The sequence below is a fragment of the Brevibacterium sp. SIMBA_078 genome, assembly GCF_046534565.1.
GTDB lineage: Bacteria > Actinomycetota > Actinomycetes > Actinomycetales > Brevibacteriaceae > Brevibacterium.
The window spans coordinates 255,185-278,245 of sequence record NZ_JAWRYQ010000001.1; the positions used below are offsets into that span (position 1 = coordinate 255,185).

The following is a 23,061-nucleotide window of genomic DNA, read 5'->3' on the forward strand; positions in this document are numbered from 1 at the left end:
GCTGACAGCATACCGCTGACGTGTTAGATTGAACTCTCGCCTGGCTAAAGAAATTGGAGAGCGTCCTGACCGTCGAATCCCGCCTCGTCGAAGTCCTCGCCGCTGCTCGGCGACGCTCTCGAGTCCGAACTCAGCAGTACGAGCAGCTCTGGGAAGCGCTTTCGAGGATGGCGTTGGGCGGAAAGATGATCAGACCCCGCCTGCTCATCGATGCCCATGAGGGTCTGGGAGGCACGGCAACGCAGGCCGCGATCGACGCCGCCGGCGCGATGCAGCTGCTGCACATCGGCCTGGTCATCCACGATGATGTCATCGACAACGACACCGTGCGTCGAGGAGAGATGAACATCACCGGACAATTCTCCTCCGAGGCCATGCTCCTCGGAGCCACGAGCGCCGCAGCGCAGACGTGGGGGACTTCCTCGTCTTTGCTCGCCGGTGACCTCATGCTCAACGAGGCCCAGTCCCTCATGGCGCGCCTCGACCTCGACACCCCGCGCCGGCTCGCCGTGCTCGACATCTACGATGAGACGATCGCAGAGAGCGTCGCCGGAGAACAGTCCGATGTGTGGCTGAGCCTCCACCTCGACGAGGCCGACTCCGAAGACGTGCTCACGATGATCGGCTGCAAGACCGCCTCCTACTCGTTCGAAGCCCCGCTGGCCATCGCCGCTGTCCTCGCCGGAAGCGACGCCAGCCTGGTCGAGCGGCTGCGCGTCATCGGCCGCCGCATCGGCATCGTCTACCAGCTCAGAGACGATGTCCTCGGAGTCTTCGGCGATGAGCACGAGACCGGCAAATCCGCACTCAGCGACCTCCGAGAAGGCAAGGAGACTCTGCTCGTCAACACGGCCCGAGCCCATCCGGTCTGGGCGCAGGTCGCCCATCTCTTCGGCGATCGGGGCCTCGACGCCGAGGGTGGCCTCCGGCTGCGGCAGGCCATCGAGGAGTCCGGGGCGAGGGCATACGTCGAATCGATGATCGCCGAGCACTGCAAGACCATCGCCGGGCTCATCGCCGAAGCGGAGCTGCCGCACGCGCTTGCCGGCAGACTCGCGGACCTCACCTCCGCCTGCAGTCTGAGGTGCGCATGAGCGGGGCCGATCGGCACCGTCCGAGCCGGCTGGCGGCACCCGGCGACGAGCCGGCCGGCCCCCCGGTCGAGCAGGTGCCACTCGAACACGGTCCCGACCTCTGGCGCATCCGCTCCTTCGACGCCGCCCGCCAGGTGCTGCGGGCCCGACACCTCACGACTCAAGCCGGATTCACCGCAGAGCGGATTCCTCGCGGCATCTTCCGCCGCCACCCGATCCTCATCTCCGACGGGGAGTCCCATGACTCGCAGCGCCGAGAGCTCGCCCGATTCTTCGCCCCCGCTGTGATCGCCGACAGGTACGGCGAGCGCATCGATGCTCTCGCGCAGGACACGGTCGGCCGGGTTGCCGAGACCGGCCTGTGCCGCCTCGACGAGGTGGCTCTGCACTTCTCCGTGGCCGTGACTTCCGAAGTCGTGGGACTGACCGAATCCTCCATCGCGGGCATGTCGCGGCGGCTCGAAGGATTCTTCACGCAGCCGCCGGTCGACCTCGCCGCCCCCGGTTGGGGGCGGACCCGGCGGCAATGGCTGCAGGCTGCGGTCAACGGTCTTGTCCCGATCGCCCGGTTCTATCTCGCCGACGTTCGTCCGGCGCTTCGCGCCCGGCGCCGCAGGCAGCGCGATGACGTCTTGTCCCATCTCATCGGGGCCGGACACAGCACGTCGGACATGCTCGTCGAGTGCGTCACCTACGGCACAGCCGGGATGGTCACGACCCGCGAGTTCATCACCATGGCGTGCTGGCATCTGCTCTCAGATGACGAACTCGGGGCGGAGTACCTCGCGGCCGACCAGTCGCGGCGGCTGGAGATCCTCGAGGAGATCATCCGCCTCGAGCCGGTCGTCGGCCACCTGTTTAGACGCGCGGAGGCCGACATTGAGGTGACGGCACCGGATCGCACCGTGACGATCCCCGCCGGGGACCTCATCGACGTCTGCGTCCGCGCGACGAACACCGATGAAGAGGCGATGGGACCCGAGCCGCATTCCCTGTGCCCCGTGCGGCACACCGCAGAAGCCGTCCCGGCGGTCGGCATGAGCTTCAGCGACGGTGCGCACAAGTGCCCGGGGCAATCGCTGGCGCTGTTCGAGACCGATGCCCTCGTCCATCGCCTGCTCGACCGCGGCCCGCGACTGGTCGCCGAGCCGGAGATCGGCTGGGACAGCGTCATCTCGGGCTACCGGCTGCGTGGACTCCAACTGGCCTTCGACGAGTGCTCCGGCCCGGAGAGGAGACTGTCGTGAGCGCCTTCGAGTATCTGCTCCTCATGGGTGCCTGCGTCCTCATCACCCTGCCGCTGGAGCTGTTCTTCCGGGCTCGGGTGTACCGTCGGTGGAGAACCGTGCTGTGGGCTCTCGTGCCCGTCATCGTCGTCTTCTGCCTCTGGGACGTCGTGGCCATCGCCCGTGACCATTGGGTGTACAACCCGCGATTCGTCACCGGCATCCACCTCGGCAACCTGCCGCTCGAGGAGCTCGTGTTCTTCATCGTCATCCCCCTGTGCGCCCTGCTCAGCTATGAGGCGGTCGGCACGGTGCTCACGGCGGTGCGCAAGCGCACCCGGCCGGGAAGCCTGCCCCGGCAGGACAGTCCACCCCGGCCCGCAATCCAGCCCCGGCCACAGGAGCACGCTGACAGGCGCTCCGAGTCCGGAGGAGGTGACGAACGATGAGCGTACCCGAGTACACGATTATGACCGTCATCGGGATGATCCTCATCGTCGGCCTCGAGCTGTTCGTCTTCCGCTCAGGCATATTCCGCCGGGCGAAGTACTGGGCGGCGCTGAGCATCTGCCTGGTCTTCCAGTGCTTCGTCGACGGCTGGCTGACGAAGCTTTCGGATCCCATCGTCATCTACAATCCGGAGGGGCTGAGCGGCATCCGGTTCCCGTGGGACATCCCGATCGAGGACTTCGGCTTCGGCTTCGCCATGATCACTGCCGTCCTCATGCTCTGGCAGTGGCGCCTCAACCGTCAGACTGTTTCAATGTCGGCCACCGGAGAGGAGAACACATGAGCCGTCCTGCCTCCCAGCCGCGCCCCCGCGACCGGCACGCGATCCTCACCCCCTCCCACCCGGGCCGTCCGCGGCTGCTGCGGCCCAAGCGAGTGACCGTCGTCGGCGGAGGCATCGCCGGACTGGCCGCGGCCACGGTCCTCGCCGAGCACGGGGCCACTGTGCACCTGGTCGAAGCCGAGTCCAGCCTCGGCGGACGGGTCCGGGCCTGGAGCCTCGACGGGGGACGGACTATGAGCCGCGGATTCCATGCCTTCTTCCGTCAGTACTACAACCTCCGCAGCCTGCTCGCACGCACCGACCCCTGCCTCGACCGGCTGGTCCCGGTCACGGACTATCCGCTCGTGGGTCGGGACGGTCTGCGCGACTCCTTCGCCCGGATTCCGCGGACTCCCCCGCTCAGTCTCGCGGGATTCGTGCTCACCAGCCCGTCCTTCCCGCTGCGCGGTCTGGCCGACGTCGACCTGACGACGGCGTTCGAACTCATCGACGTCGACTTCCCGGACTCCTATCAACGCTACGACGGAGAGTCGGCCGAGCAGTTCCTCGACCGGCTGCGGTTCCCGGTCGGGGCGCGGCATCTCGCGCTCGAGGTCTTCGCCCGCTCGTTCTTCGCCCACCCCGCGGACTTCTCCGCCGGGGAGCTCGTCGCGATGTTCCACACATACTTCACTGGCTCCGCCGAAGGGCTGCTCTTCGACGTCCCCGACGACGACTACGACACCGCACTGTGGTCTCCCCTGAGCGAATACCTCGCCGAGGCGGGGGTGCGGATCGAGACCGATACCGCGGTCACCGCGCTCCGCCCTCCGGGCAGAGCGGGCCGCGCCGGGTGGCGCGTCGAGACGACGAGCGGGACGCTCGAGAGCGATGCTCTCGTGCTCGCCGCCGATCCGCGGAGCACTCGAACGCTGCTGGCCGGACTCGAGGACTCGGTCGACACCGACGCGCTCGGACACGCGCCCGGCTCACCGGCCGCAGGCACGGGAGCTCGCGAGCGGTGGCTGAGCAGCGTCATCTCGCAGCGGAACGCCCCGCCGTTCGCGGTGCTGAGACTGTGGCTGGAAGACGAGGTGGATCCGAGCCGCCCGGCCTTCCTCGGCACGACCGGCTATGCGCTGCTCGACAACATCTCGGTCCTCGAACGCTTCGAGGCCGGGGCGGAGAGGTGGCGGCATACGCACAGCGGCTCTGTCCTCGAACTCCACGCCTATGCGCTCGGCACCGCTCATCGGGGCGGCGCGCGAGCGATGTTCGAGTCCGAAGACGTCGACCGGGAAGCCGTGACACGCCAACTGCTGGCCGACCTCCAGGCTGTCTACCCAGAGACAGCCGACATCGCCATCACCGCCCAGGAGCTGCTCATTGCCGACGACTGCGCTCTCGCCGACACGCGGGCGTACAACGACCGCCCCGGCGTCACCACCGCGTTTCCGGGACTGGTGCTCGCCGGCGACGCCGTCGCCTGCGAGGCGCCCGTGGCGCTCATGGAACGCGCGGCGACGACGGGGTTCATGGCCGCGAACGAACTGCTCGCCGGTTGGCGGGTGGAGGGAACCGAGATCTGGTCGCCGCCTCGGCGCGGTCTGCTCCGGCGGGGTCTCCTCGGCGCACTGCGCGGACGCAGGGCAACGAGGCACAGGCGTGGAGCACCGGCCGAGGGCTGACTGCCGGTATCGGAGCCCCGTCACCGGCTCAGGTCGGCAGCGGTCCCGGGCTGGAGTCTCCGCGGAGGCGTTTGAGGACGAGCTCGGCGCTGATGAGGCACATCGGCACACCGACGCCGGGCGTCGTGGTGGCGCCGGCATAGAACAGCCCGTCGACAGTCTTCGAGGCGTTCTGCCGTCGGAACATCGCGCTCTGTCGCAGTGTGTGCGCAGGTCCGAGCATTCCGCCGAGCCAGGAGTTGAATCCTTCGGCGAAGTCTGTCGGGCCCTGGGTTCTGCGCACTCTGATCCGTCGGCGCAGGTCTGGGATGTCGGCCCACCGGGCGATCTGGTCGATCGCACGGTCGGCGGCCGTCTCGATCCGCGGGTCGCCTCCGCCGTCGTCTCCCCCGGCCCCGAGTCCCGCATCGGCGGGGACGGGGATGAGGAGGAAGAGGTTCTCGTGCCCGGGCGGAGCGACAGTGGGATCGGTGGCGCTGGGACGACAGACATAGATCGAGGCCGGTGAGGGGATCTTCTGCCTGGACCCGAAGATCGCGTCGAAGTTCGCCGCCCAGTCCTCGGTGAAGAACAGCGAATGGTGCGACAGCGCCTCGAGTTCGCCTTCGATGCCGAGGAAGACGAGCACCGCGCCGGGACCGCTCGTCACCGACGCCCAGGAGCGTTCGGGGAAGCTCTGGTCCTCGGGAGAGAGCAGTCTCGTCTCCGTGTGGTGGAGGTCGGCGGCGGAGACGACGACATCGGCAGAATGCGTGTGCGCGCGTCCGTCCTCGTCGGTCCAGTTCAGCCCGGTGACTCGACGTCTGGTTCGGCCGCGCCCGGCTGGCCCGCGCTCGGCTCGACCTCGCCCTGCTGCCTCGGTGTCGATGTGCGTGACATCGGCTCCCGTGTGCAGGCGCACCCCGGAGCGTTCGGCCAACCGGACCAGGGCGTCGATGATCGTACGGAACCCGCCCATGGGGTAACTGACACCTTGGGCGAGGTCGAGCGTGCTCATGAGGTGGTAGATCGCCGGTGCCCGTCTCGGGTCGGTGCCGAGGAAGATCGCGGGGTACTGGAGGATCTGGCGCAGCACCGGATCGTTGACCGAGGAGTCGGCGAAGCCGGCCAGCGACGTCCCCATCTGCCGGACCAGTTTCGGGAGTGCGCCGAGGATGTCCCGATGGAGCAGTGACCGCGGCGAGGTGAAGGGGTTGTAGAGGAAGTGGGCGAGCGCGAGCTCCTTCGTGTGCTCGGCCGAGACGAGATAGTCGTCGAGGGCATCTCCCGCGCCTCGCTCGACGCTTTCGAAGGTCGCCCGCACCCGGGACCTGCCCTGTGGGATCGTCAGTTCTCGCGTGCGCCCCGGGGCTCCCGTGCTCTCATCGACCGGCCCCGGTGGGCTGAATACGGTGTAGCTGGGATCGAGCGTGCGGAGGTCGAGTTCGGCCTCAGCGCTGGTGCCGGCGAGAGCGAAGAAGTGTTCGAAGACCTCGGGCATGAGATACCAAGAGGGGCCGGTGTCGAAACGGAAGCCCTCACGCTCGAACACGCCGATGCGCCCGCCGAGTTCGGTGTTCTTCTCGAACAGGTCGACCGAGTGCCCTTCGCGGGCGAGGAGGATCGCTGTGGCCAGTCCGGCGGCTCCCCCGCCGATGATGCCGGTGCGCGGGCTGCTGTGGGCACCGGAGCCGCTCCGCCGGTTCACTTCCGACCTTCGCGGGCTGAAGTCATGACTGCGTGGGCTGTCAGTCGAGCCTTAACGGCGCTCGGGACCCGCACCCGCTGGCGGTAGAGCTCGGCGACGGGGGTCGCGGCGATCCTGTCGGTCAGCGCGGTGAAGAGGGCACAGGCGCAGCGGACCGCGGTGCGCGCGTCCTTCGGCAGTCCGGTGATGGCATCCTGGGCGGCGTCGAGCTGCTGCCGGATCGTGTTCACCCATTCGGCTTTCTCAGCCTCGGTGAGTCGGTGTCCCGAGGTGAGGTAGCTGCGGCCGAGGCGCTGATCATCATCGGCCAGGTCGCGCAGGAAGTTGACATTCTGGAACGCCGCTCCCAGCTGCCGTGCCCCGTACTCGAGCCGGGCGACCTCGGCGGGGGTGCGGTCGTGATCGATGAGGAAGACCTTGAGGCACATGAGTCCGACGACCTCGGCGGACCCGAAGACGTACTCGGCATGTTCCTTCGCGTCGAAGCCGCGGACCGGCGACGCGGTCGCCGCCTCGGTCCTACGACCGGAACCTGCGTCCGCGGATTCCAGGTCTGCCCGCATGGAGGCGAAGAACGGGTCGATGAGCTCGGCGTCGATGCCTGCTGCGCGAGCGGTCCGGGCGAAGGCATGGATGACGAGGTTGTCACTGATGCCGTTGCGCAAAGCCGCGTGGGTGGCGGATGCGAATCGGTCCAGCATCTCCCGCTGCTCGGCCTCGTCAAGCCCTGCTTCGAGGGCCAGGCCATCGACAATCTCATCGGCAATGCGGACCAGGGCGTAGATATTGCGGATATGGTGCCGGTTTCTGGCTCCGAGCAGTCTGACCGCAAGACCGAAAGAGGTCGAATAGCTCGCGATCACGGCCCTGGACGCATCCTCGGCGGTGCGCGTGTAGAGCTCATCGATGGTGCTGCTTCGCCGCGTCATGGTCGTTAGCTTAGCTAATGAAATGCCCGAGGGGCGAATCTCCCTTGCGGGCCGAGGCGACGTCACTCGAGGACGAGGCGGAAGGGCCTCGGAGGTCAACGCGATTCAATAGACGAACCCCGCGGATCTGTAAAGACCCTTCCGCACGAACTTTGCCCTCAATAGCGTGATTGCCAACACGGGAACCCCTGCGGCTCCTCGAACCGATTCGGAGGAAGACATCATGACTTCACCCATCCAACTCGCCCGCACCTACGCGCGCTCCTATGAGGCGTCGTCGCGCAAGGGCAAGGGCACGATCCTCGACTCACTCACCGAGGCGACCGGGTGGACTCGCGATCACGCGCGCCACCAGCTGCGCAGCCAGTCCCATCAGATCAGGGCCGGAGTCTCCCTCGACGCTGTCGTCGACCGCCGTCGTCTCAAGCCGAAGAAGTTCTCCCCCCACGCCCAGCGGGCTCTCGAGCTGGTGTGGAAGTCTTCCGGCCGCCCCTGCGGTAAGTACCTCGAAGCGGGAATGTCCGACTGCCTGGAATCCTTGGAGAGGCACGGCCATCTCCGTGAGGGACGGCACGGCTATTCTTCCTCGGTGCGACGGGAACTCCTCAATATCTCCGCGGCGACGATCGATCGGTACCTTCGCGGTGCCAAGGCCGGCGACCACGACGATTCGTGGCTGACCGGCACCGGGGCGGGGATGCGCGCTTCGTTCCCGCGGCAGCGCATGCGATCACTCCTCGAGCCCGAACCCGGCTATTTCCTCGTCGAACTGCTGACGATCAAGACACCGACGGGCGAGGACTGCGTCACAGTAACATTCACCGACGTCGAGATCGGGTGGGTACAGACGAAGACCTTCGCTCCCGGCACGCAGGTCGTCGACATGCTCGCGCAGATGGTCCGCGGGGTGCCTTTCGTCGTCACCGGAATCCTGCTGCCGCCAGCGGTTCCGGACAGCACTATCACTACGTGGGCGGAGGCGAGCCTCATCGAAATCCACTGCACAAGCGATCTCCGACAGGGGCCCCGCGTGCCCGATCGGACGTTCAGCGGCCTTGACCTTCCGCTCGGCACACCGCACGCCACCGATGCCGCGATCATCAGAGTCAACGGTCTGTGGTCGGCCTTGGCCGACCGGCTCAATCACTTCATGCCCGTGAAGAACCCGGTGGGCTGGCGCCTCACACCTTCAGGAGAGCGTCGACGCGAATACGACCAGCCGCGCACACCGGTCTCCCGACTCCTCGCATCCGGCATCCTCTGTCCCGAACAGACGCGAGAGCTGTGTGAGAAGAGTCAGGGGCTTGACATCGCCGGGCTCACCGCACGCATCGCAGAGCTGAAGTCGACTCTGCACTGAAGGGACAGTTCACCGCGGGCCCCGGCGGGCAACGACGGAAAACCACCGTCGGGAGCCATCGGCGGGCCCTGACGCGGACGAATACTGAAGACTGAAGACAGCAAGCCCAGGGTCGGCACCTGAGACACGATTGGAGCGGCATCTCTGATGGACGGGACCTCAGCAGTATCGACCGATGACATACCTCGCGACGCGGCTGCTGCTCCCGCGCCCACCGTTACCGATGACGAACGGCATCGACTTACTGCGCAGATCGGCGCGCTCAACTTGTACTCGAAGACGCCCCGCCCCGTCGACCAGGAATCGGAGGACATCGGAAGCGGGATGGCCGCGAACTCATGCGTCTGGCTCTCGAAGACTCACTGAATCGCCGGATCCCCATCACCGTCTCGTGTCCGATCGCGCGCAAGCATATCGACAGCGACCCGGTCATCGGTGCCCACACGCAGATTCTGCCCAAGAACGTGGGGCATAAGCACGAGAACTCCGTCGAATAAGGCAGCGACCGCGTCTGTCACACCTCTTGCGCCTCGGCATCGGTCTCGACGTCCTGGGGCGACGAGAAACATCGTGCTCGTCGATCTCAGCGGAGAGGAAATTCTGAGGAAGGGCGCCAACAGAGGATCAGCTGTCCGCCGTCGCCGTCAACGACAACGTCCGAGACGTCGCCGGACACGACTTCAGCGCGAAGGACCTGCGCATGTGGCGGGCGACCGTCGTCGCCGCTCACGAGCTGCCATGGGCCGAGGCGCGGTTCGTGCCCGCCGATGTGCTGTCGTCATCTTCATCGTCTCCTCGTGTCAGTGTGCGTGTCGTCTGCTCCCCCGCAGCGGGAACGGTCGGATGACCTACTCTCCGGGTGCAGGACGCTCATCATGCTGAGTGCTCCCGAGTACTGTTCAGGGGGCCGCCGCCCCCGGCGGGTGCCTCAGACACCGTTGCCGTTCCGGGCCGCAGATGGAGCCGGAGTCTTGGTTGGGGCGCTGCGCAACCCCTCAGCGGCGATGAAATGTGAGTCTCGCACGGGCGCTGACACCGGGCCTTTGCTTTGTCACACTGTCAGTTCAGCCACCACCGACGACGAGGAACCAGCGGATGACACAGACAGGTGCGATCGCCGAACTGAACAGCACTGCACCGCTCACTGCGCCGGAGCGCGGACGCGTGCCTCGGCCGAGAGGCGAGGTCACTTCGCTGCTGGTCAGCGTGCTCACATCTGACGGCGGGGAAGCTGCTGAGCTGTTGCCCGAACTCGACTCGGCGGTGTCATCTGCGCTGGTGTCGAGTGAGGACATGTTCCGCGACGAGGATCTGCAGCTGGCGCTCCACCTTCTCTACACCCTGCACACCGGCCCTGCCGATTACGTGCACGGAGACTGGGAATGGAACCCCTCGCTGATCGGGATCCGCGGCAAGATCGAGCGCCGCTTCGAGGCCGCACTGCGGGCATTCGCGCCATTGCCGGACCTCATTCCGCGCTCCGGCGCAGAGCTCGCCGAGACGCTGTTCTCCATGACGAGCGAGGTGGCGCAGCCGGAACTGGCCACGTGGGCGGCGCGGCATGCCTCGATCAATCAGCTCCGAGAATTCCTCATCCACAAGTCGATCTACACCCTCCGCGAAGCAGATCCCCATTCCTGGGCGATCCCCCGATTCCGCGGGCGGGCGAAGGCAGCTCTCGTCGAGATCCAGGCCGACGAGTACGGAGGCGGCAGACCCGACCACGTCCACGCCGAGATCTTCGCCGGAACGCTGCGCGGGTTCGGCCTCGACGACAGGCCTGACCGTTACCTCGACGACGTCCCCGCGATCACTCTCGCTTCGGTGAACGCGATGAATCTTTTCGGCCTCAACCGGCGCCTGCGAGGCGCCGCGATCGGGCATCTGGCCGCATTCGAGATGACTTCGTCCATTCCCAACGGCCTCTACTCCCGCGCTTTCAGCAGAAACGGCTTCGGCCGGGACGTCACATGGTACTTCGATGAGCATGTCGAGGCCGATGCCGTGCACGAGCAGATCGCGGCGCACGACCTCGCGGGAGGAGCGGCAGACGATGAGCCCGGCCTCATCCCCGACATCCTCTTCGGTGCCGCCTCCTGCCTCCGCCTCGACGACATCAGCGGTTCCCACATGCTCGAAGCCTGGTCAGCAGGAGAGCCCTCGCTGAGGAAGACCCCGAAGGAGGCTGTCTGTGGATAGCGAGCCGGTCACCATCACCCCCTGCCCCGACGGGCCCCTGCTCGTCCGCGGGGACTTCACCGTCCTCACGGCACCGGGACGGGAGGAGACGGCAACCGATCGCCGGGTGGTCGCCCTGTGCCGGTGCGGCAAGACCGGCATTCCTCCGTTGTGCGACGGCTCCCACCGCGCAGTCGGATTCCGTGCCCCCGCACCGCCGCCGGCGGAACCTTCGGAAGACGGATAGCCCGAGCAAACGAACACACTGTCGATCGACGAGGAGAGAGCAATGCGAGCAGTCACCTGGCAAGGCAAACGAAACATCTCGGTGGAGACGGTCGCCGACCCGATCCGCCATAAGTCCAATGACGCGATCATCGAAGTCACCTCCACCGCCATCTGCGGGTCCGACCTCCACCTCTACGAGGTGTTGGGACCATTCATGGACCGCGGAGACATCGTCGGGCACGAGACGATGGGTAGAGTCGTCGAGGCCGGCCCCGATTCTGGTTTGTCGACCGACGATCGGGTGGTCGTGCCGTTTCCCATCTCCTGCGGCCGCTGCTGGATGTGCGAACAGGGACTGTATTCCCAATGCGAGACCACACAGGTGAGGCAGTACGGGTCCGGGGCACAGCTGTTCGGCTACTCTCGACTCTACGGGTCCGTGCCCGGCGGGCAGGCAGAATATCTCCGTGTCCCCTATGCCGACGTCGGACCGATCAAGGTCGGTGCCGATCTTCCCGACCACCGCTACCTCTTCCTCAGCGACATCCTCCCCACGGCCTGGCAGGCAGTGAAATACGCGGGGATCAGAGAAGGAGACTCGCTGGCCGTCTACGGCCTCGGACCTGTCGGCCAGTTCGCCGCCCGCATCGGCAGACACCTCGGTGCGCAGGTCTTCGCTCTCGACCCGGTCCCCGAACGTCGTGAGATGGCCGCTCGCCACGGGATCGAGGTCTTCGACTTCGACGAGGACGCACATTCGGCCATCCGAGAGGCCACCTCCGGGCGTGGGCCCGACGCGGTTGTCGACGCCGTGGGGATGGAAGCACATGGGTCCCCGCTGGCCTCGGCCGCACAACAGGCGATCGGCCTGCTCCCGCCCCCGGCCGCGCGGAAGCTCATGGAGACCGGCGGCATCGACAGAACAGCGGTTCTCCACGCGGCGATCGATCTGGTTCGTCGGGGCGGGACTCTCTCGCTCAGCGGAGTCTATGGAGGGATGCAGTCCCCCATGCCGATGCTCACCCTCTTCGACAAGCAGATCCAGATGCGGATGGGACAGTGCAATGTTCGCACCTGGACCGACGACCTTCTGCCACTGGTCGAGGACTCCGCGGATCCGTTGGGGGTCGACGACCTCGTCACCCACCGGCTGCCCCTCGAGTCCGCTCCCGAGGCCTATGAGATGTTCCAGCAGAAGAAGGACGGCTGCATCAAGGTCGTCCTCGACCCGAACGCGGAATCATAAACCGCTCCCGCTTCAGCACACGGAGCTCCACGAGTGCGCGGATCGCCTCTACCTTCAGAACACGCCAACGCAGGAATGAGAGTCCTGTCATCAGTGAGGAGACATCATGAGTTCAGACGAACGTCCAACCGTTCCCGGCAAACCCGGCTCCCGCACTCCGGACTTCGAAGAACCGACGACACCGCGTGAACCGTTGCCGCCGAAGCAGGACCAGAGCGGACCGCTTCCCACGACGCCGACCGGGGCACCCAGCAGCGACACCCAGGAAGATCAGGCCCAGCAGGGCAGCTGGCTGACCACGGCTCAGGGCGCCCGGCTCTATGACACGGACCATTCCCTCAAGGCAGGATCGCGGGGACCGACCCTCCTCCAAGATCATCACCTGCGAGAGAAGATCACGCACTTCGATCATGAGCGCATCCCTGAACGAGTCGTCCATGCCCGCGGATCGGCTGCCCACGGCACCTTCGTATCCTACGGCTCCGCCTCGGAGATCACGAAGGCCGCCTTTCTCGCCCCCGAGGTGGAAACGGCGGTATTCACGCGTTTCTCCTCCGTTGTCGGCTCGCGGGGGTCTGCAGATTCCGTTCGCGATACCAGGGGCTTCGCGACGAAGTTCTATACGAGGGACGGGGTGTTCGACCTCGTCGGCAACAACATCCCGGTATTCTTCATCCAGGATGCGATCAAGTTCCCCGACATCATCCACGCGGCCAAGCCCCACCCCGACCGCGAGATCCCGCAGGCGCAGAGCGCCCATGACACCTTTTGGGATTTCGTATCCCTGCACACCGAGGCGACCCACCACACGATGTGGCAGATGTCCGACCGCGGTATCCCACGCTCCTTCCGAATGATGGAGGGCTTCGGAGTCCACACCTTCAGGGTCGAAAATGCCGCTGGTAAGACCTCCCTGGTGAAATTCCATTGGAAGCCGAAGGCCGGAGTCCACTCGCTCATCTGGGAAGAGGCGCAGATGGTCAACGGTGTCGATCCCGACTTTCATCGCCGAGACCTCGCCGACGCCATCGAAGCCGGAGCAGGCCCGCAGTGGGAACTCGGCGTCCAGGTCTTCCCCGACGACCCCGGTGAGACCTTCGAGGGAATCGATCTGCTCGACCCCACAAAGATCGTGCCCGAGGAGCTCGCACCCGTGCAGCCGCTGGGAATGCTCACACTCGACCGGAACCCCAGCAACTTCTTCGACGAGACCGAGCAGGTGGCGTTCCACCCCGGCCACCTCGTGCCCGGCATCGACATCACCAATGACCCGCTGCTGCAAGGGCGGCTGTTCTCCTATCTCGACACTCAGCTCACGCGACTGGGCGGACCGAACTTCTCGCAGCTGCCGATCAACCGTCCGCGCTGCCCGGTCAATGACATGTTCCGCGACGGCATGCACCAGACTGCCGACCATCGCGGCACCGCACCGTACAAGCCGAATTCGCTCGACGGCGGCAACCCCTTCCCTGCTGAGCAGACCGACGATCATACGTTCGTCGAAATCGCCCACGAGATTCCGGCGTCGAAGAAGGAGCGCCGTTCGCCGGAGTCCTTCGACGACCACTATTCCCAGCCGCGCATGTTCTGGCTCAGCCTCACCCCCGTCGAACAGCAGCACCTCGCCGATGCCTTCACCTTCGAGCTCGGCAAATGCTACGAGGAGACGATCCGGGAGCGCGAGGTCGCTGTGCTCGCCTCCGTGGACTCGGAGCTTGCCCGCATGGTCGCCGAGGGGCTGGGCCTCGAGGCCCCTGTGGCTCAGACGCCGCCGCGCACCGATATCGAACCGAGCCCGGCACTGTCCCAGGTGGGGAAGCGCTGGCCGGTGGACGGGCGCAAGATCGGCATCGTCACCGGCAGGGGGACCGACGCCGAGCAGGTCATCCGCGCCTACGACCGCATCGCCGAGGCGGGAATGGTCCCCATCACGATCGCTCCGGCGGGCGGACGCATCACCTCCGGCGAGCGGAGCGTCGCCGTCGAGCGGACATACCTGACCGTGGCCTCGAGCGAACTCGACGCCTTCTTCTTCGCCGATGGTGCCGGACTGACCACCGAGATCGAGCTCCTGATCACGGAAGCGTGGCGTCATCTCAAGTTCATCGCCGCCAGCGGAGACTCCTGCACCATGATGGAGAAGTACGGCATCACGGCCGACGACCCCGGAGTCTACTGCAGAGATGACCTCGAAACGGCGCTCTCGCAGCTGCAGGAGGGCCTGTGCGAGCACCGAGCTTGGGCCCGGGTCGAGGCCTGAGACACTGCATGTGCCATTGCCGAAGAAAGGTGACGTCGCCGGCAGCGGAAGCCCGGGAAGCCGGCTCACAGCTCGTCGATGCGCCCGGAGGCATCGAGGACCGGAGCAGGATACGGTGTCTCAGTCGCCCCGCACAGGGCTGACTCCCGAGGCCTGATCGTAGACAGCCCGATCCCGGCGGAACGCGCGGCTCCGAGCATAGCTGTGCACAGTGTCGAGCACTTCACGTTGGTGTTCTGCCTTCTGCGCGAAACCACGGAACTGTTCGGCATCCAGGCCGAGTGCCTCGGCGTTGCCCTCAAGCGTCTGCCACATTCCCAGCTTGCCGATGACCGCGCTGCGCATCAGCTCGGCTTCGAGCACGAGGGTCATGGGCGAGCGCTTGAGCAGCGAGCCGTTGCTCTTGAGCCTGCCGACCCGTTCGCCGACCCACGACAACGCCTCGGCGACGGGACGGCGCCGGAGACCGAGCTCGCCGATGAGGTGCCGAACGTAACGATGCTCTCCGCGGATCTCCGCGGCCAGCTCGGACAGGGCTGCGAAGACGGGAGTGTCGATGAAGTCGGCCGCCATCCGTTCGATCCTCTCCGCTCCGGCGGTGGCCCCGGTGAGATGGTCGCTGAGATAGAGACCCAGGAGGTCCATGTCGACCTGCTCGTCCGCACCCGGTGCGTCGTGCCCGCGGCTCGTATCGTCCGTTGCCCGCAGGCGCGTATGTTCGACATCGCGTGGACGCAGCGGGACGGAGGCGGCACCCTCGCCGTCGGCCATGCCTTTGAGCAGTTCGCGCGCGGCGTCCATGGCACTGTACTCCGGCTCCCAGCCGAGTTCCCGGCTTGCGCGGCCGTTGTCCATCAGCGGCACGTGCAGCCCCATGTCCAGCCATCCCGCATCGGCGGCGACCAGTGAGATGCTGTGGCCCACGCCCAGAGCCGCGCGCACTGCGCCGTTCGGCACCGGGATGTGCCTGCCGTGGTCGAGCAGTTCGGCCAGATCCTTCGGATGGAGGACATCATCGGCGCAGATGTTGAAGGCGCCCGAACGGCGACGGAGGACACTGGCGACATAGGCACGGGCGACATCGGTCGAGTGGACGGCTTGGACCCCGCGCAGTCCCGCAGGCAGTGGAAGGAACGGCAGTCGGCCCGCGCGCAGCAGCTGGACGGGCATCCAGGTTCCCAGGAAATAGCGCTGGATCTCCGAGGCGGCAGGGGCACCGAAGATGAGCGCAGGACGCAGTCGGGTCACGGTGATCTCGGGATGGTCGGCGCAGAAGTCGTCGAGCACGCGTTCCTGGGCGGCTTTGTCCACACTGTAGTGGGAAGAGCGGATCCCCTCGGTCGGCCATGCCTCATCGCGCTTGTCCATGCTGTCGTCGGGAGAGTAGGCGCCGACCGAGGACGCCACGACGAGATGCGGAACGCCAGCCGCCGCGACGGCTGCGGCCACACGGGCCGTGCCGTCGACGTTGACGCGTCGGAGCAGGTCACGGTCGCTGTTGGGCTGGATCAGCCAGGCCAGATGGATGACGGCGTCGGCACCGGTCAGCGCTTCGGTGAGATCCCGGTGCGCCGTGTCCTGGCCGCTCGCGGCGGCGATGTCGATCGATCTCCATTCGCATCCGGAATACGGTTCGGCCTCGGTGTCGGGCATCCGTCTGGAGATTCCCAGCACCGAGGTGATGTCGGACGTGCGCCCGAGCACGTCGAGGACCGCTGTGCCGACGTTGCCGGTGGCTCCGATGACTGCGACTCTCATGTTCTCTGCCCCTGCGGGTTCGGCGTCGGTGCGTCCGGCGCAGAGCCGTTCGGGTTTCCCTCCTTGCCGATGGAGACGTCGGCGAAGGAATACGGCGGCCACGGGCCGAGGAAGCGGATGGACAGAGCAGGCTGAGCCTTCTTGAGCGCGGTGAGCTCGGCTCCAAGCGCCGTGATCTCTGTGCCTCTCACCAGGCACGAGGCCATGATCACCGGTGTCAATCCACTCTCGCGGCTTGTGGAGCGGTGTTCCTCGATGTCGAGGCAGTGGGCGGCGATCCTGGCCCTGATCTCCGGATAGATCCTGTCGGCCGCTCGATCGATGATCTCCTTCTCCGTCTTCTCCAGTCGCTTCTCGAGCAGTCGGCGCACTCCTGCAGGACGACTCTCCATCTCCATCCTCATGTCGCCGACTTCTGAGTCGACCTCCTCGAGCAGGCTTCCGTCCAGGGACAGTTCGACGCGCAGCTCGGAGGTGTCGCGCAGCTCCTCGAGCCGTCTCGACAGCGTCTCCGCGGAGTCGTCGAGCCAATGTTCGAGCTGTTGGGTCGCCGTCGCCTCGGTCTCCGGGTCCGAGCGGACGATGACGTTGAAGGAGACCGGGAGGAGGGCCGGTGAGTTCTGCCAAGCATCATCGATGACTTCGCTGTGTTCGAGCACCCACCGACGCACGGAATCGTCCGGCCCGTCGAAGGGGCCTCGGGTGTGGCGGTGGACCACGGCCCTCGGTCCCGTGTCGCGTCCGACCATGTGGAGCGCGGAACCGTCGATGCCCGTGACGGCGGGAGTGTAGTCGCCGCCGGCGACGACGGCGTAGACGTAGAGCATGTCACCCTCGGCGTTCATTCGACTCCCTTTCCGTTCTCCTCGGCCCATCTTGCGGGATTGATGAGCTTGTCGACGACTTCATCGACGACGTCGTCGAGACCCCGATGCAGATCGTCGACGGAGCCGGTGATCCCGTGCTGGTCCTTGATCTGGTCCATCGCCTCATCGAGTTCGAGGAGGGCCTCGCCGAGGCGGTTCTGCTCGTCCTCGGTGAGGTCCCCGCCTTCCATCCGGCGCACGGCTTGGGTCTCGAGGGCTTCTTGGATCACCTCGACGAGCGTGACGACGAGGGTGAGCACTCCGTGTTTGAGGCTCTCCTCATTGACGTTCAGCGCCATGGTGCTGCTCCTTCTCCGACACGGTCATCGGGGTTGCTGTCAGGTCGCGTGGGCTCCTCGAGCGGCGCGGGCCCCTTGGCATCGAGTGCTCCTGCCCGCCAGTCGTCGAGCCTCTTGGACCATGCGCCGCCGTCGTCTGCGGCGAGGGTGATGGTCGAGTCTGCGGTCTCGAGGATGAGGACCCGCCGTTCGTCGGTCGGGTTGCTGCGCTCCTCGCGGCGGATGTCTAGCAGCTGCTCGGGTGAGATCCTCACTCGTGCGCGCCCGTCCATCGGCGACCTCCAGGTCAGTTCCGTGTTCGAAAGCTGCGCCTGCCCGCCGCGCCACGTGCTCCCGGTCGACAGAGTCTCGAGAAACCACATCCGACCCTCTCGCAGAGGCCGATCCTCCGCCGTCGCCTCCGGAGTCGAGGATGAGGCGCCGTCGGCCCGGCCGAGCCGAGCCTGGACCAGGGAGATGAGGCGATCGGGCTCGAGGGCCGAAAGGACCGCCTCGCTGCCGTCCTTGAGCCCGACGAGGATGCGCGTGCGCTCTTCGCCTCCGATGGAGGACTCGCGATGCGGGGAGACCGAGGCGATCGCGTCCAGGCGCGTCTGCCACAGTGTCTCCGCAGGGTCACGTCGATGGATGATGAGACGCTGGGTGGTGAGATAGGCGCTGCCGGGCCGCCACGTTCGATAGAAGTTGTCCTGATAGTGCCCTCCGGCCATCTTGGCGAGGATCTCCTCGTCCGCGGCCAGCGGCAGATGTGTGCGGACCGCTCTCTGCACCCACTCCCTGGTGTCGCGGTCCCACTGTTGCATCATCCCGTACTCGATCATCGTCTCGATTCCCGCGATCGTGGCGCGCAGATTGATTCCGATGAGCGGGATGTCCGACACCGAGATGATGAGATCGAGGTTGAGATGGACCCCCTTGTTGAGAAGCACTTCGATGAGATCGGGCAGAGTCGCCCGCGGGTCGCGTGTGGGCTGCATGCTCGCGTCTCCGGTCATGGTCGCCTCAGCGGTCGTCGTCGGAGTCCAACTGGGCCGGCTCCCCGGCCTCGATCCGTTTCGACCGCGCGCTCTGCCAACCGCACCAGGGACAGTAGTCGTTCATCAGCTGTGCGAGCTCGGAGCGCTTCCCGCACTCCGGACAGGTATCCTTCTGCTCGACCGCTTCCTTCCACGCGACGGTCTCCCGATCCGTGCCGGCGGGGAAGTCCAGTCCATAGCGGGCCGCGGTTTCGAAGGAGGCCAGGGCGGCTCTGATTCGGATGCCCAGCAACTCGACACCGGCCACGGAGACCATGATGTCCGCGTTGAGGACCAGACCTTTGTCCAGCAGCGTCTCCACCACGTGCAGCAGCGTGCCCTCCTGGCTGCGCTGCGGCTGCATCGCATCGTTCGGCTGATTCGTGATGCTCATATCGCCCTTTCGGTCACTCGCTCGGTCGGCCGCGGACGTAGCGATCTTTCCTGTCATAGGCCATGAGCTCGCCGTCCGCATCGAGCTCGACCTCGTATTCGGCCAGCAGATCCGCGCTGTCGGGAATCCGCCGCGATTCCACGACCTCCAGACGCACGGACCAGTGGTCGTCCTTCCACCTCGTGCCGACCACGGACTCGGGAGGCCTGCCCGTGAGGGTGCCGAACTGCTCGATCGCCTTCTTCACCGCTCTGACCGCAGAGATCCTCTTACCGGTCGCGTCCTGAGAGCCGCTCTCCGAGCGCGAGGACGCCTTCGGCCTCTCCCGTGCCGATGACGCCGACTTCTCGTGCGATGACGATGCCGACTTGTCGCGTGATGACGATGCCGACTTCTCACGTGACGCTGATGTCGAGGCGGACGAGCGGCGGGACGACCCCTCCGTCACGTTCTCGCTCGGTTTCCGGTCACGCTTCTCGCTCGCGTCTGTCGCAGATTTCCCATCTGCTCTGGGTTCTTCGCTCATCGGTCCTCCTCGGTTCTGCGCCGACGGCCCTCGAGCAGTCGTCCGACGAGCTCACGCTCGAGGGCATCGGCTTCGTCATCACTGATCGATCCGCGTTCACGTGCACCGGCGACCTCTTCCAGCTGGCGCCGGATGGCACCGGGATCGAAATAGCGCTTCTCGGCTTCTCCTCTGACCTGCTCGGCGACCCATACGGTTCCCTTGAGCGGTGCCAAGGGAGCACCGAAGACTGCTGACAGAAGTCCCATGACGTCACCTACATCTCGGGGACGAAGTCGTAGGGTGCCTGCGGTCCGATCAGCCGGAATCTCATCCGCTCCCGGTTCGCCTCCGCCAACTCCTCGATGACGGAGTCGAACTCGTCGATGGCGTCCCTGCGAACCAGCACCGCCACCTCGGCGACGTCCTCGGCCTGGCCTACTTCCCGCATCGCCGTCTCGACTGTCGCGGAGCGGATCTGCTCGAGTATCGGAGGAGCTTCGGTCCTTCTCCAGCTCTCCATCGTCGTGACCACGATCTCTCCGAGCCGGATACGTTCGTTCCTCGTCTCGTCTTCGCTCGTGCCGCTGATCCTCTCCCTCAGCTCGGCGACCTCGGGGCTACCGCTGACGATCTCCCGCAGTATCGCGTCTCGATTGAAGGTGATCCTCAGGGTGAACTGCGTGCATCCGGACAGCTGTTCGAGCGCCTCGGCGAAGGCCTCCGCCTGCGGAGCGAGAACCTCCTCGGCGATATCGGTGTCTCCCGGCACCACGGTGCCGAATGCGAGCGGCAACACCGGTTGCTTCTCGGCCAGCTCGTCGAGGACGACGCTGTGGTTCTGCAGAGCTTCGGGAGTGCCCAGCATCCCACTGTCCGCGAGTTCCGTGACCACGGCCGCAACTGCCCCGGACTCGACGAGAGCGAGGGCATTGCCCTGCACCCCGTCGGGCCCGGTCGGCAGCTCGGCACCGGCGCGTACGATCCCGTACAGATACCGATCTGCCGAGGGTGCGCCTTCTTCACTCATTCGGACTCCGAGGAGTTGCGCGCCGGGCGTTTGGTCCGGCGACGTGATTTCTCCTGACTCGAACTCTCGCCCGAGTCGTCATCGGAGTCGTCCGAGGTGAGGGCGTCCTTGATGCCTTCCACAGCTCCCTGGGTCTTGCCCTTAGAGCCGTTCTCCATCATTCCGCCCATCATCTCCGGTAGGTCGCGTCCGCCCTGCTGTGTCAGATCGAGCCGGTTCGTCGCCTCGGCGAAGCGCAGATAGGTGTCCACGCTGGCGATGACGATGCGTGCGTCGATCGTGAGGACCTCGATCCCCACCAGGGAGACGCGTACGTATGCATCGATGACCAGGCCCTTGTCGAGGATGATCTCGATGACGTCTGCAAGCGAACTCGACGACGGACGGTCGACGTAGCTGCCGCGTGATCGTTCAACAGTGCTGGTGCTCATTGTCCTTGCCTACTTCCCAATCGGAGGACGCTCAGCGGCGTTCCTCGTCTTCTGGTTCTTCGGATTCCTCGTATTCCACGGGCTCGTCAGCGGCTTCCGGCTCCTCCTCGAAGTCCTCTGCGGGCTCCGCGTCTTCTGCCTCGGCCGGTTCCTCCTCCTCGTAGTCCTCTGCGGGCTCCGCGTCGTCTGCCTCGGCCGGTTCCTCCTCCTCGTAGTCCTCTGCCGGTTCCTCCTCATACTCCTCTTCGGCTTCGCCCTCCGCGGGCTCGAGATCGGACTCCTCCTCCTCCGAATCGTCGGGATCTGTCTCGTCCGCACCGGAGTCGACATCCGCGTTCTGATCCTCGGCGGACTCATCCTCGCTGCCTTCAGCTTGCTCCTGCTCCTCCTCGAGGCCGTCCTCGTGGGAGGTGACGAGCTCACCGTCGCGGATCTCTCCGCGCCAGCCCTCGACGCTGTCGGGATCGAGCATGATCTGACGCATCACGTGGTGGACGAAGAACTTCAGTTCGAGGCGGAAACGGCGGGGAACGGTGAACCACAGGGCACCGACGCCTTCCATGAAGCCCTGCTTGTGGTACTCGCCCACCGCAATGATCCGGGTCAGCCTGGGTGCGACTTCGTGGAAGGAGATGCTGCCGCTGATGTAGCCCTTCTCACCGGTCGATTCCCACACGATATGGGAGTCGGGAACCTGCTCGGTGATCGTGGCTTCCCAGGTTCGATGCGACCAGACCGCCTGTCCCTTGATGCTGAGTGTGACATCATCGGTGCGTTCGACGTTCTCGACCTTCTTCATGAAATCGGGCCAGTCCTCGAACATCGTGAACGCGTTGTAGGCCACGTTCAGCGGGACACCGACCTCTGCGGTCTCCACGATGTTAGAGAACTTGAAATCACCGGAGCCGCTCGAACCGCTCGAGCCGCCTCCGAACAGACCCTTGACTTTCTCCTTGACGCCGGTCGTCGCCGCAGACAGTGCCGCTTTCGCCGGTGACTCGCCCTCGGCGATCTCCTCCGCACCAGCCTGGGCCGCAGGCGCTGCACCATCGCCCACACCGTCGAGGCGGTCTGCGAACTTCTCGACTTTGTCCCCGACGGAGTTGACCGCCTTGCGTCCGAGGGTCTTGGCGAAGTCTCCGGCCTGCTGCCTGAGGCCGCTGAAGATCGAATCATCACTCATCTTCGGCCTCCTCGGGCTTGGCAGCGGCGCGGGATGATGTCTTCTTCGCAGTCGTCGAGCGCTTGGAGCCCGACTTCGTGCGCGAGCCGCGCGAACTGGTCGAAGACTTCGACGAACGCGTGCCCTTCGCGGAGCGGTTCGCGGTCGAGGAGCGCTTGGCTGCCGGCTTCTTCGGAGCTTCCTCCTCAGCCTGCGGCTCTTCGTCGATCTCCTGCGGCTCGTCGGCCGTCTCCGCCTCGCCGGTCTCGGAACCCTCCGACGACTCGGGAGCGTTCTCGTCCTCCGACTCGGACGTGTTCTCTTCGTCGTCCGCGCCCTCGCTTTCATCGACATTGGGATCGATCGAGTCGGCGGTGTCATCGAGAGTCGACTTCATCTTCTCGGTCTGCTCCTGGAGCTTGACGCTGAGCTGATCGACTCCCTTCGCTGCCACGGCTTTCGCCGCGCTCTTGCCGGACTCCGCCAGACGACCGGTGATCTTCTCCTGGAGATTCTTGAGCTCGGGGGAAGAATCAGCGAAATCCTTGAGTCCGCCCAGAAGCTGGTCGCGATTCTTCGCGGCGGTCGTCCCGGCGACAGCCGAGGCGACCGTGAGCGCCAGGCCGAACTTCTTGGTTCTGCCGAGCATGTAGCCCGCCAGTATCAGGCCGGTGATTTTCATCTTGTTGTTCATGATTGCCTCCGTCTCCGCGCTGGTGGGCACGGACCGAGATGGGAATTCGAAGACTGTCCCCTGGCCGGGATTGCCGTTCCACGGGGTACAGCTCCACTGAGCTGATCAATGATTCGAGGGTCACCGCCTCATGACAACGACGGCGGGAATCGTCTCCGCCCGGCGTCCGAGGCTGTCGCAGATTCCTGACCGCATCTGCGGGCTTCCTGTGTCCCGGAAGCCAAGAGCACTCTGCCCT

24 protein-coding genes and 1 pseudogene are annotated in these 23,061 nt (G+C 65.9%); 12 read left to right on the forward strand and 13 right to left on the reverse strand.

The features are described 5' to 3' along the window. The first annotated feature begins 53 nt into the window (after positions 1-53). The 5 genes and pseudogenes from SB749_RS01115 to SB749_RS01135 all read left to right on the forward strand — a co-directional run bounded on the left by SB749_RS01115 (position 54) and on the right by SB749_RS01135 (position 4,780). Positions 54-1,094, forward strand: a complete 1,041-nt coding sequence (locus SB749_RS01115) for a polyprenyl synthetase family protein (RefSeq protein WP_410708602.1) — start codon at positions 54-56, stop codon at positions 1,092-1,094. After that, a complete protein-coding gene (locus SB749_RS01120) occupies positions 1,091-2,341 on the forward strand; it encodes a cytochrome P450 (RefSeq protein WP_410708603.1) in 1,251 nt (416 codons plus the stop codon). Before SB749_RS01115 ends, SB749_RS01120 begins: the two co-directional genes overlap by 4 nt. Then, positions 2,338-2,667 (forward strand): annotated as a pseudogene (locus SB749_RS01125) (lycopene cyclase domain-containing protein); the annotation flags it as partial. The gene SB749_RS01120 and the pseudogene SB749_RS01125, both read left to right, overlap by 4 nt. Positions 2,668-2,765: 98 nt before the next feature. After that, on the forward strand, positions 2,766-3,113 hold the full coding sequence (locus tag SB749_RS01130) for a lycopene cyclase domain-containing protein (RefSeq protein ID WP_181270666.1): 348 nt from the start codon (positions 2,766-2,768) through the stop codon (positions 3,111-3,113). Continuing rightward, positions 3,110-4,780, forward strand: coding sequence for an FAD-dependent oxidoreductase (locus tag SB749_RS01135; protein ID WP_410708604.1), 1,671 nt, complete (start codon positions 3,110-3,112; stop codon positions 4,778-4,780). Before SB749_RS01130 ends, SB749_RS01135 begins: the two co-directional genes overlap by 4 nt. A 28-nt stretch (positions 4,781-4,808) precedes the next feature. Here the strand turns inward: SB749_RS01135 and crtI are convergent, their stop codons facing one another. Together crtI and SB749_RS01145 are read right to left on the reverse strand one after the other, a co-directional pair. Beyond that, positions 4,809-6,467, reverse strand: coding sequence for a phytoene desaturase family protein (gene crtI, locus SB749_RS01140; protein WP_410708605.1), 1,659 nt, complete (start codon positions 6,465-6,467; stop codon positions 4,809-4,811). After that, the gene (locus SB749_RS01145) at positions 6,464-7,396 is read right to left on the reverse strand and encodes a phytoene/squalene synthase family protein (protein ID WP_410708606.1); all 933 of its coding nucleotides are present in this window, start codon (positions 7,394-7,396) and stop codon (positions 6,464-6,466) included. Before SB749_RS01145 ends, crtI begins: the two co-directional genes overlap by 4 nt. A gap of 223 nt (positions 7,397-7,619) precedes the next feature. On the opposite strand from SB749_RS01145, the gene SB749_RS01150 reads away from it, so the two are divergent. The 7 genes from SB749_RS01150 to SB749_RS01180 all read left to right on the forward strand — a co-directional run bounded on the left by SB749_RS01150 (position 7,620) and on the right by SB749_RS01180 (position 14,668). Further along, on the forward strand, positions 7,620-8,756 hold the full coding sequence (locus SB749_RS01150; protein WP_410708607.1) for a hypothetical protein: 1,137 nt from the start codon (positions 7,620-7,622) through the stop codon (positions 8,754-8,756). 147 nt (positions 8,757-8,903) lie between these two features. Continuing rightward, entirely contained in the window at positions 8,904-9,122 is a 219-nt protein-coding gene (locus tag SB749_RS01155; RefSeq protein ID WP_410708608.1) for a hypothetical protein, read from the forward strand. A 334-nt stretch (positions 9,123-9,456) separates the two neighbouring features. Further along, positions 9,457-9,603 carry a hypothetical protein gene (locus SB749_RS01160; protein ID WP_167198764.1) on the forward strand — a complete coding sequence of 49 codons (147 nt, stop codon included), beginning with the start codon at positions 9,457-9,459 and terminating at the stop codon, positions 9,601-9,603. 248 nt (positions 9,604-9,851) lie between these two features. Continuing rightward, positions 9,852-10,955: an iron-containing redox enzyme family protein gene (locus SB749_RS01165; RefSeq protein WP_369864383.1), complete on the forward strand. Its 1,104-nt coding sequence runs from the start codon at positions 9,852-9,854 to the stop codon at positions 10,953-10,955. Next, entirely contained in the window at positions 10,948-11,181 is a 234-nt protein-coding gene (locus SB749_RS01170; RefSeq protein WP_235354903.1) for a CDGSH iron-sulfur domain-containing protein, read from the forward strand. Before SB749_RS01165 ends, SB749_RS01170 begins: the two co-directional genes overlap by 8 nt. Before the next feature lie 42 nt (positions 11,182-11,223). Further along, complete coding sequence (locus SB749_RS01175; protein WP_410708609.1) at positions 11,224-12,408, forward strand: zinc-dependent alcohol dehydrogenase; 1,185 nt, start codon at positions 11,224-11,226, stop codon at positions 12,406-12,408. Between the two features lie 106 nt (positions 12,409-12,514). Next, the gene (locus tag SB749_RS01180; protein ID WP_410708610.1) at positions 12,515-14,668 is read left to right on the forward strand and encodes a catalase; all 2,154 of its coding nucleotides are present in this window, start codon (positions 12,515-12,517) and stop codon (positions 14,666-14,668) included. Between the two features lie 120 nt (positions 14,669-14,788). Here SB749_RS01180 and SB749_RS01185 read toward each other — a convergent pair whose 3' ends face one another. Genes SB749_RS01185 through SB749_RS01235 form a run of 11 tightly spaced genes read right to left on the reverse strand, consistent with a single transcriptional unit; the run spans position 14,789 to position 22,823 of the window. Continuing rightward, a complete protein-coding gene (locus SB749_RS01185) occupies positions 14,789-16,426 on the reverse strand; it encodes an NAD-dependent epimerase/dehydratase family protein (protein WP_410708611.1) in 1,638 nt (545 codons plus the stop codon). Beyond that, positions 16,423-17,271: a GvpL/GvpF family gas vesicle protein gene (locus SB749_RS01190; protein ID WP_410708612.1), complete on the reverse strand. Its 849-nt coding sequence runs from the start codon at positions 17,269-17,271 to the stop codon at positions 16,423-16,425. The genes SB749_RS01185 and SB749_RS01190 overlap by 4 nt, the downstream gene beginning before the upstream one ends. Beyond that, a complete protein-coding gene (locus tag SB749_RS01195) occupies positions 17,268-17,591 on the reverse strand; it encodes a gas vesicle protein K (RefSeq protein ID WP_039206888.1) in 324 nt (107 codons plus the stop codon). The genes SB749_RS01190 and SB749_RS01195 overlap by 4 nt, the downstream gene beginning before the upstream one ends. After that, on the reverse strand, positions 17,582-18,568 hold the full coding sequence (locus SB749_RS01200) for a gas vesicle protein (protein WP_410708613.1): 987 nt from the start codon (positions 18,566-18,568) through the stop codon (positions 17,582-17,584). The genes SB749_RS01195 and SB749_RS01200 overlap by 10 nt, the downstream gene beginning before the upstream one ends. A gap of 25 nt (positions 18,569-18,593) precedes the next feature. Then, positions 18,594-19,001 carry a gas vesicle protein gene (locus SB749_RS01205; RefSeq protein ID WP_410708614.1) on the reverse strand — a complete coding sequence of 136 codons (408 nt, stop codon included), beginning with the start codon at positions 18,999-19,001 and terminating at the stop codon, positions 18,594-18,596. A 13-nt stretch (positions 19,002-19,014) separates the two neighbouring features. Beyond that, complete coding sequence (locus tag SB749_RS01210; protein WP_410708615.1) at positions 19,015-19,527, reverse strand: gas vesicle protein; 513 nt, start codon at positions 19,525-19,527, stop codon at positions 19,015-19,017. After that, a complete protein-coding gene (locus tag SB749_RS01215; protein ID WP_039206887.1) occupies positions 19,524-19,775 on the reverse strand; it encodes a gas vesicle protein GvpG in 252 nt (83 codons plus the stop codon). Before SB749_RS01215 ends, SB749_RS01210 begins: the two co-directional genes overlap by 4 nt. Before the next feature lie 8 nt (positions 19,776-19,783). Next, positions 19,784-20,536, reverse strand: coding sequence for a GvpL/GvpF family gas vesicle protein (locus tag SB749_RS01220; protein ID WP_410708616.1), 753 nt, complete (start codon positions 20,534-20,536; stop codon positions 19,784-19,786). Then, complete coding sequence (gene gvpJ / locus SB749_RS01225; protein WP_167198792.1) at positions 20,533-20,967, reverse strand: gas vesicle protein GvpJ; 435 nt, start codon at positions 20,965-20,967, stop codon at positions 20,533-20,535. The genes SB749_RS01220 and gvpJ overlap by 4 nt, the downstream gene beginning before the upstream one ends. 31 nt (positions 20,968-20,998) lie before the next feature. Further along, a complete protein-coding gene (locus SB749_RS01230) occupies positions 20,999-22,150 on the reverse strand; it encodes an SRPBCC family protein (protein ID WP_410708617.1) in 1,152 nt (383 codons plus the stop codon). Further along, positions 22,143-22,823, reverse strand: coding sequence for a hypothetical protein (locus SB749_RS01235; protein WP_410708618.1), 681 nt, complete (start codon positions 22,821-22,823; stop codon positions 22,143-22,145). Before SB749_RS01235 ends, SB749_RS01230 begins: the two co-directional genes overlap by 8 nt. Between the last annotated feature and the right edge of the window lie 238 nt (positions 22,824-23,061).

What these genes read in the sequence shown, in the direction of transcription:
- SB749_RS01220 (WP_410708616.1), bottom strand. Translation starts at nt 20,536, where the DNA reads ATGAGTGAAGAAGGCGCACCCTCGGCAGATCGGTATCTGTACGGGATC.
- SB749_RS01215 (WP_039206887.1), bottom strand. Translation starts at nt 19,775, where the DNA reads ATGGGACTTCTGTCAGCAGTCTTCGGTGCTCCCTTGGCACCGCTCAAG.
- gvpJ (WP_167198792.1), bottom strand. Translation starts at nt 20,967, where the DNA reads ATGAGCACCAGCACTGTTGAACGATCACGCGGCAGCTACGTCGACCGT.
- SB749_RS01145 (WP_410708606.1), bottom strand. Translation starts at nt 7,396, where the DNA reads ATGACGCGGCGAAGCAGCACCATCGATGAGCTCTACACGCGCACCGCC.
- SB749_RS01135 (WP_410708604.1), top strand. Translation starts at nt 3,110, where the DNA reads ATGAGCCGTCCTGCCTCCCAGCCGCGCCCCCGCGACCGGCACGCGATC.
- SB749_RS01230 (WP_410708617.1), bottom strand. Translation starts at nt 22,150, where the DNA reads ATGAGTGATGATTCGATCTTCAGCGGCCTCAGGCAGCAGGCCGGAGAC.
- SB749_RS01210 (WP_410708615.1), bottom strand. Translation starts at nt 19,527, where the DNA reads ATGAGCGAAGAACCCAGAGCAGATGGGAAATCTGCGACAGACGCGAGC.
- SB749_RS01185 (WP_410708611.1), bottom strand. Translation starts at nt 16,426, where the DNA reads ATGAGAGTCGCAGTCATCGGAGCCACCGGCAACGTCGGCACAGCGGTC.
- SB749_RS01195 (WP_039206888.1), bottom strand. Translation starts at nt 17,591, where the DNA reads ATGGCGCTGAACGTCAATGAGGAGAGCCTCAAACACGGAGTGCTCACC.
- SB749_RS01235 (WP_410708618.1), bottom strand. Translation starts at nt 22,823, where the DNA reads ATGAACAACAAGATGAAAATCACCGGCCTGATACTGGCGGGCTACATG.
- SB749_RS01160 (WP_167198764.1), top strand. Translation starts at nt 9,457, where the DNA reads ATGTGGCGGGCGACCGTCGTCGCCGCTCACGAGCTGCCATGGGCCGAG.
- SB749_RS01150 (WP_410708607.1), top strand. Translation starts at nt 7,620, where the DNA reads ATGACTTCACCCATCCAACTCGCCCGCACCTACGCGCGCTCCTATGAG.
- SB749_RS01175 (WP_410708609.1), top strand. Translation starts at nt 11,224, where the DNA reads ATGCGAGCAGTCACCTGGCAAGGCAAACGAAACATCTCGGTGGAGACG.
- SB749_RS01165 (WP_369864383.1), top strand. Translation starts at nt 9,852, where the DNA reads ATGACACAGACAGGTGCGATCGCCGAACTGAACAGCACTGCACCGCTC.
- SB749_RS01180 (WP_410708610.1), top strand. Translation starts at nt 12,515, where the DNA reads ATGAGTTCAGACGAACGTCCAACCGTTCCCGGCAAACCCGGCTCCCGC.
- SB749_RS01205 (WP_410708614.1), bottom strand. Translation starts at nt 19,001, where the DNA reads ATGAGCATCACGAATCAGCCGAACGATGCGATGCAGCCGCAGCGCAGC.
- SB749_RS01200 (WP_410708613.1), bottom strand. Translation starts at nt 18,568, where the DNA reads ATGCAGCCCACACGCGACCCGCGGGCGACTCTGCCCGATCTCATCGAA.
- SB749_RS01130 (WP_181270666.1), top strand. Translation starts at nt 2,766, where the DNA reads ATGAGCGTACCCGAGTACACGATTATGACCGTCATCGGGATGATCCTC.
- SB749_RS01190 (WP_410708612.1), bottom strand. Translation starts at nt 17,271, where the DNA reads ATGAACGCCGAGGGTGACATGCTCTACGTCTACGCCGTCGTCGCCGGC.
- SB749_RS01120 (WP_410708603.1), top strand. Translation starts at nt 1,091, where the DNA reads ATGAGCGGGGCCGATCGGCACCGTCCGAGCCGGCTGGCGGCACCCGGC.
- SB749_RS01155 (WP_410708608.1), top strand. Translation starts at nt 8,904, where the DNA reads ATGGACGGGACCTCAGCAGTATCGACCGATGACATACCTCGCGACGCG.